Origin of the sequence: Bacillus sp. AFS073361 (genome assembly GCF_002567005.1) — a bacterium.
Lineage (GTDB): Bacteria > Bacillota > Bacilli > Bacillales > Cytobacillaceae > Neobacillus.
Genome location: NZ_NUZU01000037.1, coordinates 343,527 through 358,239 on the forward strand (window position 1 = coordinate 343,527; position 14,713 = coordinate 358,239).

The 14,713-nt window shown below is 38.4% G+C and carries 13 protein-coding genes, 1 pseudogene and 1 riboswitch; of the genes and pseudogenes, 10 read left to right on the forward strand and 4 right to left on the reverse strand.

Annotated features, from left to right (window positions below):
- The first annotated feature begins 121 nt into the window (after window positions 1-121).
- The 5 genes and pseudogenes from hmpA (at window position 122) to COJ96_RS19315 (ending at window position 4,210) form a co-directional block, all read left to right on the forward strand.
- Window positions 122-1,393 (forward strand): NO-inducible flavohemoprotein, encoded by a 1,272-nt coding sequence (hmpA, locus tag COJ96_RS19295; protein WP_098575511.1) that lies wholly within the window; start codon window positions 122-124, stop codon window positions 1,391-1,393.
- A 164-nt stretch (window positions 1,394-1,557) separates the two neighbouring features.
- A complete protein-coding gene (locus COJ96_RS19300) occupies window positions 1,558-1,995 on the forward strand; it encodes a MarR family winged helix-turn-helix transcriptional regulator (protein WP_218936517.1) in 438 nt (145 codons plus the stop codon).
- 1 nt (window position 1,996) lies between these two features.
- Window positions 1,997-2,819: pseudogene (locus tag COJ96_RS19305) on the forward strand (class I SAM-dependent methyltransferase).
- 30 nt (window positions 2,820-2,849) lie between these two features.
- Window positions 2,850-3,617 carry a TSUP family transporter gene (locus COJ96_RS19310; protein ID WP_098575421.1) on the forward strand — a complete coding sequence of 256 codons (768 nt, stop codon included), beginning with the start codon at window positions 2,850-2,852 and terminating at the stop codon, window positions 3,615-3,617.
- Window positions 3,618-3,850: 233 nt separating this feature from the next.
- On the forward strand, window positions 3,851-4,210 hold the full coding sequence (locus tag COJ96_RS19315; protein WP_306460606.1) for a DUF3231 family protein: 360 nt from the start codon (window positions 3,851-3,853) through the stop codon (window positions 4,208-4,210).
- A 106-nt stretch (window positions 4,211-4,316) separates the two neighbouring features.
- On the opposite strand, the gene COJ96_RS19320 is transcribed toward COJ96_RS19315, so the two are convergent.
- The 3 genes from COJ96_RS19320 to COJ96_RS19330 all read right to left on the reverse strand — a co-directional run bounded on the left by COJ96_RS19320 (window position 4,317) and on the right by COJ96_RS19330 (window position 6,494).
- Window positions 4,317-5,213: a DMT family transporter gene (locus tag COJ96_RS19320; protein WP_098575422.1), complete on the reverse strand. Its 897-nt coding sequence runs from the start codon at window positions 5,211-5,213 to the stop codon at window positions 4,317-4,319.
- 219 nt (window positions 5,214-5,432) lie between these two features.
- Entirely contained in the window at window positions 5,433-5,888 is a 456-nt protein-coding gene (locus tag COJ96_RS19325; RefSeq protein ID WP_098575423.1) for a PH domain-containing protein, read from the reverse strand.
- Window positions 5,889-5,978: 90 nt separating this feature from the next.
- Window positions 5,979-6,494: a PH domain-containing protein gene (locus COJ96_RS19330; RefSeq protein ID WP_098575424.1), complete on the reverse strand. Its 516-nt coding sequence runs from the start codon at window positions 6,492-6,494 to the stop codon at window positions 5,979-5,981.
- A 177-nt stretch (window positions 6,495-6,671) separates the two neighbouring features.
- Here COJ96_RS19330 and COJ96_RS19335 point away from each other — a divergent pair, with 177 nt between their 5' ends.
- On the forward strand, window positions 6,672-7,721 hold the full coding sequence (locus tag COJ96_RS19335; RefSeq protein ID WP_098575425.1) for a threonine aldolase family protein: 1,050 nt from the start codon (window positions 6,672-6,674) through the stop codon (window positions 7,719-7,721).
- Between the two features lie 104 nt (window positions 7,722-7,825).
- A riboswitch (ZMP/ZTP riboswitch) is annotated at window positions 7,826-7,905 on the forward strand.
- 148 nt (window positions 7,906-8,053) lie between these two features.
- Window positions 8,054-9,253: a phosphoglycerate dehydrogenase gene (locus COJ96_RS19340; RefSeq protein ID WP_098575426.1), complete on the forward strand. Its 1,200-nt coding sequence runs from the start codon at window positions 8,054-8,056 to the stop codon at window positions 9,251-9,253.
- A gap of 144 nt (window positions 9,254-9,397) precedes the next feature.
- Here the strand turns inward: COJ96_RS19340 and COJ96_RS19345 are convergent, their stop codons facing one another.
- Window positions 9,398-11,008, reverse strand: coding sequence for a PucR family transcriptional regulator (locus tag COJ96_RS19345; RefSeq protein WP_098575427.1), 1,611 nt, complete (start codon window positions 11,006-11,008; stop codon window positions 9,398-9,400).
- A gap of 172 nt (window positions 11,009-11,180) precedes the next feature.
- On the opposite strand from COJ96_RS19345, the gene allC reads away from it, so the two are divergent.
- The 3 genes from allC (at window position 11,181) to COJ96_RS19360 (ending at window position 14,662) form a co-directional block, all read left to right on the forward strand.
- The gene (gene allC, locus COJ96_RS19350) at window positions 11,181-12,422 is read left to right on the forward strand and encodes an allantoate deiminase (protein ID WP_098575428.1); all 1,242 of its coding nucleotides are present in this window, start codon (window positions 11,181-11,183) and stop codon (window positions 12,420-12,422) included.
- Between the two features lie 13 nt (window positions 12,423-12,435).
- Window positions 12,436-13,692, forward strand: a complete 1,257-nt coding sequence (locus COJ96_RS19355; RefSeq protein ID WP_098575429.1) for a pyridoxal-phosphate-dependent aminotransferase family protein — start codon at window positions 12,436-12,438, stop codon at window positions 13,690-13,692.
- Window positions 13,693-13,801: 109 nt separating this feature from the next.
- Entirely contained in the window at window positions 13,802-14,662 is an 861-nt protein-coding gene (locus COJ96_RS19360) for an AraC family transcriptional regulator (RefSeq protein WP_098575430.1), read from the forward strand.
- Window positions 14,663-14,713 lie beyond the last annotated feature (51 nt).

Genomic DNA, 14,713 nt, shown 5'->3' on the forward strand with positions numbered 1-14,713 from the left:
ACTTTATTCCAATAACAATAATAATCATCCCGTTACAGAAATTACCTTCATAGTGAATGGGTACTTGGACAACCTTATTATTGAAAGAAGAAAGGAGTCCAAAAAAATGTCTGTAACAAAAATGGAAGAAAAGAATTCTTGGCAAGAAGTGCTAAAGGTAGTAAAAGCACTTGATCCGAAAAAACTTGAGGTTATTAAGGCAACTTTACCTGTAGTTAAAGAGCATGGTGAGGCTATTACCAAGCAATTTTACAAGCGAATGTTTAAAGAGCATCCGGAACTTCTAAACATTTTTAATCAAACACACCAGATTACGGGGCATCAGCCGAAAGCATTGGCAGATGCCGTTTATGGAGCTGCCGCAAATATTGAAGATTTTAGTCAGATCATGCCAGTTCTAGAGCGTATTGGGGAGAAACACCGGAGCTTACAAATAAAGCCTGAGCATTACCCCATCGTGGGGGAAAATCTTCTGGGAGCTATTAAGGAAGTATTGGGCGATGCAGCTACCAATGAAATCATGGACGCATGGGCAGATGCCTATGGTGTCATCTCCGATGTGTTTATCCGAATGGAAAATAAAATGTATCAAACCACAGAGTCGAGGCCGGGAGGTTGGGCAGGATTCAGGGATTTCACGGTAGAGAAAAAAGTGAAGGAGAGCGATGTGATTACGTCCTTTTATTTAAAGCCAAAGGATGGAAAACAAATTTCTACCTTTATCCCAGGGCAATACATAACGGTGAAAATGGAGAGTCCAGATGAAAAATATACCCATCTTAGGCAGTATAGTTTGTCTGATAGTCCCGGTTTAGACTATTATCGTATCAGTGTAAAGCGGGAGGATTCGAAAGGGGACATACCGGCCGGAGTGGTATCATCCTATCTTCATGATCATGTCAAAGAGGGGGATATTATCCCGATTACTGCGCCTGCAGGTGACTTTTATTTAGATATAGAATCAAAACGTCCATTAATATTAATTAGTGGAGGGGTCGGACTTACCCCAATGATGTGTATGTTAAATACAACAGTGAAAGAAAAACCAGATCGTGATATTTATTTTATCCATGCCGCGATAAATAGTCATTTTCATGCATTTAAAACACATGTAAACGATTTGGCAGCAGAGCATAAGAACGTTAAATCATTTGTTATTTATGAAAAGCCATCAGAAGAAGATCGGGAAATGAAAAGATTTGATAAGGAAGGGTATATAACTCTTGATTGGATTCAACAAGTGGTGCCTTCCAAGGATGCCGATTTTTATTTTTGTGGACCAGAGCCTTTCATGAAAGTGGTCAATAAATCATTAAAACAATGGGGGATACCGGATGAACAAATTCATTATGAATTCTTTGGTTCGTTCGGAAGTTTAGACGCTGACATTTAAGACAAAAAAACACCATTTACGACTCTCTTCTGAATTAAGAAGGGAGTTTTTGAATTGGACAAAAAAGACGGGATGTTAGTAAATATTAATGTACTAATTACAAAAAAATATTTGTTTTTTTATCAATTTGGTATATAATTTATTACTATAATAGGAGTTGATCAATGATCATGTCTGAAATTAGTAAAGAATATATCGAGTTAATTCCGAATGTATTTAACAGTTTTCAGCGTATAAATCAAAAAACTAGTAACCTGTCGCATTTACAGAACCAAATCCTAGAATTCGTATTTATGAATCAACGTGCCCTGACAATCAAACAAATAAGCGATGGACTGAATATACCTAAACAGCAAATGACCGACTTAGTTAAGCGTTTATTTGAGCAAGGATTTATTACGAAAAGTCAAAATAAAGATGATAAAAGGTCGTTTGTTATCGAGCTAACGGAAAAAGGAAAAGCCTCACAGCAAGAAAAATGGACGAAAATTCACCAAAATTTTATGAATGATTTGTCGAAGCTAACGAGTGAAGAGCAGCTGGATCTTCAATATGCTTTGCATAAAGTTAATTACCTGCTTAAAATAATGGAGGAAAGATAGTATGAAATTAGATTTACAATCCGTTCAGTGCACGATGCTAATACCCCTTTGGGGACGCGCAACAGCAAGTGAGAAGAATCCAGAAATTTTATATGACAAAGAAGCAATAGAGATCATTGCAGGCTGCCACTTTGATTTTACCGAAATCGCCAAAACTTTTGGTGAATACGGCGGGATTAGCTATCTCGTTCGTGCACGGAAAATGGAAGATACCATACGCAAATTTATCAATAAGCACCCTCGGGCGACCATTGTTAACATTGGTTCTGGACTTGATACAACCTTTTCAAGAGTAGATAATGGGACAATAAACTGGTACAACCTTGACTTACCTGATGCCATCGCTTTCCGCCAATCTCTTATCCCGGATACACCTCGGAACATCAGTATCGCCAAATCATTTTTTGATGTGTCATGGTTTGATGATGTAATCTTTAATAAGGAAGACGGTATACTTTTTATATCTGCAGGGGTTTTCTATTATTTTCAGGAAAGTCAATTAAAAGAAATCTTTCAGAAAATGTCGCTTTTTTTTTCCAGGCGGCGAGATGTACTTTGATGCAGAGTCAAAAATGATGCTAAATATCTCTAATCGAACTGTGGAAAAAACAGGGAATAAAGGTGCGAAGATGTATTTTTATGTAAATAATCCTAAGGCGCTTGAAGGCTGGTCGCCAAACATAAAGTTACTTTCCTCTGTATCGTACTTCAAAGGAATCCCTGCAAGGAAAGAGTGGGAAAGTGGAACGCGTGTAATGGTAAGGTTGATTGATTTATTTAAACTGATGAAGTTTATCCACTTGGGTTTCGAAAAGGAAAATTAGTTAGTTGTGACAACAAGAAAGGCTGATTATATGTTATTTGATTTAGATCCATCGTTATTATTTATTTTAGTTGTTTTTGGCTTTTTAGCTGCATTTATTGACTCTGTGGTTGGCGGCGGGGGGCTGATTGCCTTGCCGGCCTTGTTATTTACCGGTTTGACGCCAGCGGCAGCCGTGGCAACCAATAAACTTGCTGGAACAATTGGTTCCTTAACAAGCACAGTGATGTTTTATCGGTCAGGAGAGCTTAATTTAAAATCGGTCTATAAATTGTTTCCACTAACATTTATTGGTTCGATGATTGGTGCGTGGACGGTTCATTTAATGAATCCCGAGTTGTTAAAGCCATTGATGCTAATCATGCTCGCAGTGGTAGCAATTTATACGATTTTTAAAAAGGATTGGGGCAGTATTTCGACGGACAAAAAATTCGCCATCCACCATCAAACCATGTTTATGTTGGCCATCTTTGCCATCGGATTCTATGATGGCTTTATTGGTCCTGGAACAGGTTCATTTTTAATCTTTGCCTTTTTAATGATGGGCTTTAATTTTTTAAAGGCGGCTGGAAATGCCAAGTTTTTAAACTTTGGAAGTAATATTTCTGCATTGTTGATGTTCATTTATTTAGGACAAGTTAATTATGCCTACGGGATACCAATGGGTCTGGCACAAGTAGCTGGAGCTATTGTAGGTTCGAAATTTGCAATCAAACGCGGCAGCGGCTATGTCCGTGCCCTTTTTATCGTCGTTACCTTTTTATTGTTAGCAAAAAATACGTATGATTATTTTCAATAGCAGGGAATAAACACAGTTAGAATTGATTACTAGGAAATGACTTTAAGTGACGGATGTAAGAATTAAAGAACCAGCCGCCGTTTTGGCAGTTGGTTCTTTTTGTGCTGTTGTAGGGATATAAAATATTATCTTAGAATATGACTGAGAATAAAGGAAAAACTAGTAGGAAAAGTAGGTTAAGGGAGTCTTCATGAAAACAATTAAGCCGATTAAATTAAACACATATAAAACCTATATTATTTGAAAAAGGAAGAGATCTTACAACAACAAATATTCAAAACTATATGCAAAAACTACATGATGAAAATTTGCCTGCACCATCTTTTCTTGATGATTTAGTGACAACATCTACTTTTTCTCCCTTTTCTGATAAGATAATGCTATTTCATAAAATGGATATGTTTTCAATGAAAATAAGGGGATTTGGAAATTCGATAGCTGTAAATGGTAGACACGATGTTGGGCTCGTTTATACTAAATCGTTTACGAAAATTGCTTCTTTTGTTGAAAGTGCAGCAAAAATCTATATTGAGAAGGGGTGGATGGAACAAGTACCACATGCACCAGAAAGAGAAAAATTAGCTACCAATTAGTCGAGTGTAAGTAATTCAAAATCAAAATATACCAAGAAAAAGCCCGAAACCAAATGATTTCGGGCCATCCTTTATTGTAATTCCATCAGACTCTTTCTTTTTCCTGTCATATACGGCTTGATCGACTTCCAGCATGCTTTAAAAAAAGGTAACCGTTATTTTCGCTAACAAATGTGGAGCCTAAAAGCAATGCCCCGCCGAACATTTGAATAACAGTCAATTGTTCTTGTAAGATTACCCCTGAAATGAGTATAGCTACAAATGGGTCTACATAACTTAGCATCGCAATACTCTGTCCCTTTAACTTTTCCATACCCGAGAAAAATAACCAAAATCCAATACCCGTGTTAATTATCCCTAACAGCAAGATAAAGGGAATGGATGATCTTGATACTTCCAAGATACCGAATCCTTCTGTAAAAAGCACATATGGCAAGAGAAGCAAAGCAGTTGTTCCAAGTTGGATGATTGTAATCTCTAACTTGGATATGTTTTGAATAAATTTATTCACTAACATTAATACAGCGTAAAATGCAGCTGCTACTAACCCAAAAAAGATCCCAAGTAGATCACCTTTTCCAGATGCACTTATGCCATTTCCAACAATCAATAACATCCCCAATATTGCTGCACCAATACAAACAATTTTTTTTCTAGGTAATTGTTCTTTGAGGATGATTGGTGATAGGATCATGACAAACACTGGTGCGAAGTAATATGCTAATGTTGCGTTAGTAACTGTTGTATAGTCGTAAGATTGATACAGGAAAATCCAATTCCCTCCTAATGCAATACTAGAAAGAAATAAGACGGAAGCATTAGCTTTCACTAATTTCCACGGAATGGATTTTTTCATCACAAAAAATACAAACGTTAAAAATAAGCATCCAATTGAACTACTTAGTAAAGCTGTTTCACTCGAAGATAAATCAATGCACCTTACCACTAAACCAATGGTACCGAAAATAATCATTGATAATATAAACTGTATGTTAGATCTCATCGTCTACTCCTTCGAATCTGCGAAACAGCTTATATTTCGCAGATTCTTAATCTGTTTTTAATATAAGCTTATTCAGTGCTGATCGGACAGATAGAGTAAATGGCGGTGGTGGCGATGTTGAAAATGGCTTCCAAGTGTATAAATTTATATTTGCTAATGACATAATAATCCCCCTGTTACTTTTAGTATCTGATAGTACCAATTATACTTAATTTATTGTTATGAGGCGGATTTTTTCTTATACCAGGTATAAAAAGTTCCTGCTTCTTCCTTCGAAACTCCATATAGTTCAGTATCATGTGTTGGTTTAGCCTTATTGGTGAATTGGAGGGTTGCTACACCAAAGCGACGCTGCAGCCATGTATGTTTTACCGTAATCTGTTGAATCCGTTCACGATGGGTAACAAAGGTTTCATTTGTTAAACCGCCTTTTCTGACTTGGATGGTATTTCCTTCACGCAGATAACTAGTAAACCAGTAGTCTAGGATCCGAAGTAAAACGGAAATGACAAAGACAATAGCAGCGATCCATAGCCACTCCGGTTTAAAAATCCATAACCCAATAATCGCCAGAATCGTTAAATAATAGGGATGAAGGAGTTTAAGCCAGAGGACTTTCAGAGGGAATCCGGCCCCAAATGACCCAATTTGAAGTGGAGGAAGCTTTAAGCACAAATAAAAAGAGAAAGAACCAAATCGAACTTTTGACTAACTTTACCGTTTCAACAACGATAATGGCGGGGTGATACCTTTTTGCCGTTTGGTTCATGCTCTTTCTCCTCCTCCTACCTGTGAATCCTGGATTTTTGCATAAACAGCAATTTCTGCTTGTAGTCTTTTTGCTTGTTCCGAAGCAATGGCAGGTATGACATGACTAGAAGTAGTGGTGCCAATTTCTATTTTGTATAGTTGATAATGCCGCATGATGGGTCCTTGTTCAGTGCGAACGTATTCAACTTTTTCCATCGGGATTAACGTGTGTTGTGTTTGCCATTTCCCATGTTTCAATTGAATAAATTGGGGGTCAATTTTATACCGCCACGTCTTCTGCAGAAAGACTGGTTCAATCAGTATGGAATAGATCGCGGATAAGATGGTTATTCCACCAATTATATAAAGAACGACACCAATCCATCCATACCAGTTCAATATCTCCGTGCAAACAATTAAAACCCCAATAATAAGAAAGACGATTCCATGCCCAACAGAATTTGATATTCTCCACATTTTTACCGCATCAGCCGAAATAGTTTCTGTGGGTTCCTCTATTTGTATGTACATATATTTCACCTCAAATATCGTATACGTTTCATTCTATCAAGAAGTTTCACTAGATACAGAATCGTTATATTTTAATTTTTTATTTGACGCCAATATTCCTCTTGTTTTTAGCTTTTTTCATATTATGCTACGATGGAAAGGAAGAGAAAAATTCAATTATTATATGGAGGCACAATCATGTATAGCTTTAAGAACGATTATAGCGAAGGCGCACATCCTAGAATTTTAAATGCATTAATAGAATCCAACCTCGTTCAAGATGATGGATATGGAGAAGATCAATTTTCTCGACAAGCGGTTGAACTGCTAAAAGAGAGAATGGGAGAGCCGGACGTTGATGTTCATCTCTTATCAGGCGGCACACAAACCAACTTGATTGCGATTTCAGCTTTCTTAAGACCGCATGAAGCGGCCATGGCAGCTAGTACCGGCCATATTCTTGGCCATGAAACAGGGGCAATCGAAGCGACGGGCCATAAAATCCTCTCGATTGAAGCGGAAAACGGTAAATTAACTCCATCAGATGTACAAGTGGTACTTGATGGTCATCCTGATGAGCATATGGTCAAGCCAAAATTAGTATACATATCAAATTCAACTGAAATAGGTTCCATATATACCCGAAATGAACTGGAGCAGTTAAGTGATTTTTGCAAAAAGAACCATCTTATATTGTATATGGATGGGGCACGACTTGGCTCTGCTCTCTGCTCGGAAGAGAATGATCTCCAGTTAAGCGATCTCCCTAGACTGGTCGATGCATTCTATATCGGAGGAACAAAGAACGGGGCACTTCTTGGTGAGGCTCTAGTCATCTGCCGTGAGTCATTAAAGGAAGATTTTCGGTACCACATGAAGCAGAAAGGGGCGCTGCTAGCAAAAGGTAGACTATTGGGCATTCAATTTCTTGAACTGTTCCGGGACAATTTGTTCTTTGAATTAGCCACTCATGCAAATAAGATGGCAGCAACACTTAGAGAAGGAATCAGTAAAGCAAATATTCCATTTCTAACCCATTCTCCATCGAATCAAATCTTTCCGATATTACCTAATGAGTTTATTACAGAATTAGAGAAAAACTATGGGTTTCATTTCTGGGAAAAGGTGGATGAGGAACACGCGGCCATTCGCCTTGTGACATCTTGGGCAACTAAAGATGAGGGGATAGCAGCCTTTCTTGAGGATTTAAAGGGAATTATTGAGAAGATCAATAGGAAATCAAAATAACAAAATTGTGAAGTCAATAAGTTTTATAAAAAAAAATTAATCTTTTAAAAGTTCAATATGCTTGAATATTCTCTAAAAATTTGTTATTTTTAGAGAAATAAAAAAAGACGATGTGTAACTGGCGAAACACGGATTACCGTGAGGGAGCACATATAAGTCGTAGCCGTTCGCCTGGGCAGAGGTAAGGAAACAAATCCTTGCCTCTTTCTGTATATTAGGGGGGGATAGGACCGGCTAGAAAGACTGTTAAATTTCTTCATTCTAATAGAAACAGATCCTTATAGAAAAAGAGATATTGAAAACTATAACAGAAGAGTAGAGGAGAATACAAAATGAGCACAACTATCCTAGACAAAAAGCAAACAATTAAAACGTTAAATAATATTGCTGAGAGCGGGCTAAAGGTCTTCAATCAGGATACCTTCACGATTGATAATGACAGTGTTAATCCGGATGCTATTGTGGTTCGCAGTTTTAATATGCATGCCCTTGAATTGGGCAATGAATTAAAGGCAATTGCACGTGCCGGAGCGGGAGTCAATAATATTCCAGTCGATAAATGTACAGAGCAAGGGATTGTTGTGTTTAATACTCCTGGTGCAAATGCGAATGCGGTAAAAGAAATCGTTCTTACTTCATTAATGGCTTCATCACGTAACCTGTTTGACGGTATCGAGTGGACAAAGAATTTAGCTGGGGAAGGCGAACAAATTCCGAAACTTGTCGAAGCTGGTAAGAAGCAATTTGTTGGAAAAGAAATTAAAGGAAAAACACTAGGTGTGATTGGATTAGGTGCGATCGGTGCACTGGTTGCAAATGATGCTCTTGATTTAGACATGGATGTCATTGGCTTTGACCCGTTTATCTCTGTTGATACAGCTTGGAATTTGTCCCGTAATGTTCAGCGTGCAATGACCATTGAACAACTCTTTGCTAATTCTGATTATATCACTGTGCACGTTCCATTTACTGATGATACAAGAGGGATGTTTAACGAAGCAACTTTCAGCATCATGAAGCCTGGCGTTCATATTTTAAATTTCTCCCGTGGAGAGCTAGTGAATGAAAAGGATATGGCTGCTGCCTTAGAAAGCGGTCAGGTTGGTAAGTTTATTACAGATTTCCCGAATGAAAATGTATTGGGAATGAAAAATGTTATTCCGATTCCACATCTTGGTGCTTCTACCCAAGAATCAGAAGAAAACTGTGCCGTCATGGCAGCACGTCAAGTGAAGGATTTTCTAGAAACAGGAAATATCAAAAACTCTGTGAATTTTCCAAACGCATCACTTGATTATACAGGAAAGCGCCGTGTGGCAGCATTCCACAAAAACGTTCCAAACATGGTAGGCCAGTTGACACTAGCAATCTCAAGTTATAATCTAAACATCGCTGACATGATTAATAGAAGCCGCGGAGATTATGCTTATACGATGATCGATATTGATAATAAAGTAAATGGCGATGTCATTCCTGGTTTGTTAGAAAAAATCAATCAAATTGAAGGTATTGTCACAGCTCGTGTTATCTAAGCTTTTCTTTTGCCAAATTTAGTAAATAGATAACAAAAGGAAAAACTCAAGTCATTCCCAACTACTAAAGAATAGTAGAGGGCATGGCTTTTTTTTCGATATTTTCTGTAATGGTAAGAGACTCTTTTTCTTATGGTAAAAAGGTTAGTCGAAATAAGCTTCAAACAAGGATTTGATCCGTAAGGCAAGTCTAATTTGCATCGTTGTTTCTGAATCCTTTAAGCTTTTTCCAAGGATCTCTTCACACTTTTCAATTCGATAGATGACCGTGTTACGATGAACAAACAACCGTTTGGCCGTTTCGGAAATTTGGCAGTGTGCTTCTAAATAGACAGACAACGTATCTAGCAGTGTTTGTTCATCTTCCACTTTTGTGTTTGCCAATCGACTTAGGGCAAATGTATAGAAATTCTTTAACTCATCTCTGGGGACCATTCGCAATAATTCCATGACATCCTTGGTATGATAGGTTTGGATATAGGCCGTTTTCCTTGAAAGCTGCCCCTGTGATAAGGCGTCTACCGCATCTTTGTAAGCATTTTTTACATCAAGAAACGAATGACTTAAATTACTCACCCCGAAGGATATCGTATTCCGGAAGTAAGTAGATACTTTTTCCTGAAGGGAAAGCAAAGTAGATTCACAGTAACTGCTTGACGTTGAGATGGTTTCTTGAATTTCAAATAAAAGAATACAAGTTTCACCTTTTGTGAAAAAGTGGATGTAGGGAGTGATAACAGAGACTTCCCCTTCGATAAAATCATAAATATCATCTGCTTTTTCAAGGCGCTCAGTATAGGTAGGGTGATGTTCGTCCCTGTCGATTTGACCCACTGCACAAATATACTTCTGGTCATTGGGTAATGAAAACTCCGCTGCTCGACCGATGATTTCCTCTTGAGAAGAAAACGTACCATCTGAAAAATGAAGAAAGAAATCATTTCGTATACTTTGTTCTTTCTGTCGTAGTGCATGTTCCTTCATAAGTGCAAACGAGATTACATTGGTAGCTTGTTCGATCGTTAATGAAATCAGATGATTGGTTTTCTCAATCTCCCCTATAATCATAAGAAATCCTTGTTTCTTTTCACTCATGTGTACAGGGAATAAAGTACAGGTCTGTTTAGTGGCTCGGACTGACATGGAAATGGGTGAAGTCATCGAATAAGGAATCTTGAGACCATCCAGAATGAAGGGAAAGTCTAGGTTGGTCATAGGTTGATAAATCGGCTTAACATATTGATCCAATAATATAACAGGACGCTCGATCACTTGAGATAAATCTTGCAGTAAGAATTCAATCCCTTTTCCTTCCATAATGATCTTGGTAAATTGCTTGTGGATCTCTAATGCAAGCGTCAATTCAGCAGCCCGTTGATCAAGCATTGCCCGTAATGTATGATTGACAATTTCCCCAAGTGATAATTCTAATGGGAGTTCAATAATGGGGAAGGCCAGCTCGTTTGCCAGATTTATAGCTTCTAATGGTACTTTATCTAGAAAGCGTTTTGTCTTGATTCCTAGTCCAGCACACCCTTGATCGGCCATCGCTTGAACCAGCTCGGTTAGCTTAGAGGGCTGATCTTTGAAATGATAAGCAGTTGTGATAAGAAATTCATTCTCATGTAAGAATGGAATAATATCGGGTGCATCCATCATATTGACCGATTTCACTTCACGAGTAGTTCCAGATTCTCCGGCGATAACCGTCATTCCTGATAAATATGGGATTATTAAGACTTCATGTACTTTCATGGAAAACACTCCTTATGAAAAAATCAAAACACTGAAAATATTTAATTTATTTTAGCATGGTTTAGTTAATTTGTATAAAAAAATACAATAATTTTTACGTTTCCTCTAATGATGTTCATTTTTAATGATTGTAAACTAGGAATATAAGTATTTATGGTGTGGGGTGAAGTGAATGGACATTCAAGTAGACAACTTGGAAAAAGGTCAGGTTGGAGCCATGATTGAATGGCTTGCTTCGATTGGAGAAACAGAAAATGGGGGAGTAACAAGACTTTTGTATTCTCCATCCTGGCTAGAGGCGCAGCTGGCATTAAAAAATATAATGGAACAATCGAAACTGCATACGTACTTTGACAGTGTCGGGAATTTATTTGGACGATTACCAGGGACTGATTTGCATGGGAAGACAATCTTAACCGGCTCTCATGTTGATACGGTCATCGATGGCGGGAAATTCGATGGTGCTTATGGAATTCTTGCCAGTTTCATTGCGGTAATGAGGCTTTTGAATAAATATGGATATCCAAAGAAAACAATCGAAGTGGTTTCTTTATGTGAAGAAGAAGGGAGTCGTTTTCCCCTTACCTTTTGGGGATCAAGAAATATCTGTGGTACGTACACCCTTGACCGGGTAAAAGAGGTGAAAGACTCCGCAGGAATTCCATTTTTAGAAGCGATGAAAAAGGCAGGATTTGATCCTGAAAAGTATTCATCTCCCGTTCGTGATGATGTGGAACGGTTTGTTGAGGTTCATATTGAACAAGGGATGGTCCTTGAGAAAAATCAGAAACAAGTGGGAATCGTCACTCATATTGTTGGACAACGCCGTTATACCATTCAGATAAAGGGAGAAAGTAACCACGCAGGGACGACCCCGATGTCCTATCGGAAGGATGCGGTTACTACCGCTTCCCAGTTTATTTCTTTTTTAACGGAAAAAGCGAAAGCGATCGACCCGCAATTAGTGGCAACGGTGGGAAGATTACAGGTAAAACCGAATGTGCCGAATGTGGTCGCTGGTGAGGTAGAGTTTAGCCTGGATATTCGCCATCATCAGGAAGAGGTGATTGATCAATATTGCAATGAGATCTTCACGGAATTTAAACGATCTGCTGAAAGCTTACAAATCGAAGTGACGATTTCCCAATGGATGGATGTACAGCCAGTTAAGATGGACGGAGAGATGTGTGAGTGGACTCGCGAAATCGCAGAGCGGAAGAACTACCGTTATCAAGACATGATCTCGGGTGCAGGTCATGATGCACAAGTATTCGGTACGAAATGCGCCACATCTTTACTATTTGTCCCCAGTCAAAAGGGAATCAGCCATTCACCAAAAGAATTTACGAGTTTGGAAGATTTAGAAACAGGAATTGATCTATTAACTGAAGTTTTATATAAACTAGCATATTAGGGAGTGGATAGAGATGGCTTTTTCTGAGTTGCACACACCAATGAGAACGATAATGACCCCAGGGCCCGTGGAAGTTGACCCTCGAGTATTGCGTGCGATGAGCACACCTATTTTAGGGCAATTCGATCCAGCTTTTACTGACATTATGAACCAAGTTATGGAAATGCTTCGCCAAGTTTTCCAAACGAAGAATCGCTGGGCTTTTCCCATCGATGGCACGTCCCGTTCCGGAAATGAAGCAATCCTTTGCAGCATCATCGAACCAGGAGACCGGGTGCTTGTACCGATTTTTGGGAGATTCGGACATTTATTAGTGGAGATTTGTGAAAGATATGGTGCAGAAGTGTATACAATGGAATGTCCGTGGGGAGAAGTATTTGATCCGCAAACAGTCATTGATGAAATGGAGCGGGTTGCGCCGAAAATACTAGCGATTGTTCATGGCGAGACATCAACTGGTCGAATGCAGCCCCTGAAAGAGATTGGGCAAGCATGCCGTGAACAGGACGTGTTACTCGTTGTGGATGCGGTCGCTTCCATCGGTGGTGTTGATGTCAAAACCGATGAATGGTGTATTGACGGTTTAATTGGCGGTACGCAAAAATGCTTATCCGTTCCATCTGGGATGGCACCAATTACCTTTAATGAACGAATTGAAACTATTCTTGCGGCCCGTAAAAAGGTCGAACGCGGGATCGCGACAGAGGAGGATTTTCGCTATTCGCGAAGCAGTTATCCGATAGCGAGCAACTATTTTGATTTAAGCATGCTCCAGGATTATTGGGGCCCAAGAAGACTCAACCATCATACTGAGGCCACTTCGATGATTTATGCTCTATACGAGGGGCTGCGTTTAGTGTTAGAAGAAGGGCTTGAGCAGCGATTTGAACGCCACAAGTATCACGAAACCGCTTTAGTCGCAGGGCTTGAGGCGATGGGATTGAACCTATTTGGCGATCCAGAACATAAACTGACATGCGTCACCTGTGTAGAAATTCCAAACGGGGTGGACGGTGAATCCGTTCGAAAAATGCTGCTTGATGCCTTTAGTATAGAAATAGCATCCTCCTTTGGACCACTCCACGGAAAAATCTGGAGAATTGGAACAATGGGGTATAGCTGCCGAAAGGAAAATGTATTGTCAGTTCTTGGTGGATTAGAAGCAGTGTTGATTCGTCACGGAGTAAATGTAAATCGTGGACAAGCATTACAAGCTGCACTTGATGTCTATGCTGTAGAGAATCATATTTTAGTGTTAAACCAAGCATAATTGTAACTATAGTAATTATGGAAGACGCGTTCCGATAAATTCCGTTTAAAAAATATCAAGTGAATTTTAAAATTTAACGATAATATGTACTTGTAAAGGAGGGAAATGGATGTTACAAGAATTCAATCATTTAATGGATTACATTGAAACACATTTAACGGAAGAAATCTCTGGAAAAGATATATCGAAGATTGTAGGACTATCTGATTATCATTTTAAAAGAATGTTTTCGTATATGGCTGGAATGTCATTAAATGAGTATATCAAAAATAGGAGATTATCGGTTGCGAATGTTGAATTAATTAACGGAGCCAAAGTGACAGGTATTGCCTATAAATATGGCTATCAATCAATCGAAGGATTTTCAAGAGCCTTTCGTGAATGGAGTGGTTTTTTACCTTCAGAAGTAACTAAAAACAAAATTCAAAAGTCATTTCCCAAATTTTCATTCTATATAGATATAAAAGGAGGAAAATCTATGGAGTTCAAAATTGAAAAGAAAGAGCCATTTAATATTGTAGGTGTATCCAAAAGAGTGCCCATTCAATTTGAGGGTGAAAATAAAGCTATCATAGAACTGGCGCAGTCTATTACCGAACAACAAAGAAATGAAATGCATCAATTAGCTGATTTATATCCTCATCAAGTCTTAAATGTGTCCTTTGATTTTGATGATAGCTACCTGGAGGAAAAAGGATATTTAACTCATATGATTGGTTTTGCAACAACAAAAGAGAATCCATTCGATGATTTAGAGCAAATTACAATTGAAGAAAGTTTATGGGCAATTTTCCCTAATCAAGGACCATTTCCTGCTGTACTTCAAGAAACCACCGCCAAAATTTATTCTGAATGGCTGCCTTCTTCAGATTATGAACTAGTAGAGTTACCTGGAATTTCTTTTACAAAGTACAAAGGTACATCGGATAATGTCTATAGTGAAATTTGGGTGGCAGTAAAGAAAAAGTAAGCGATCATCTAGGATGATAATTTTTTAACAATCCTGACCTTCTTTGAATAT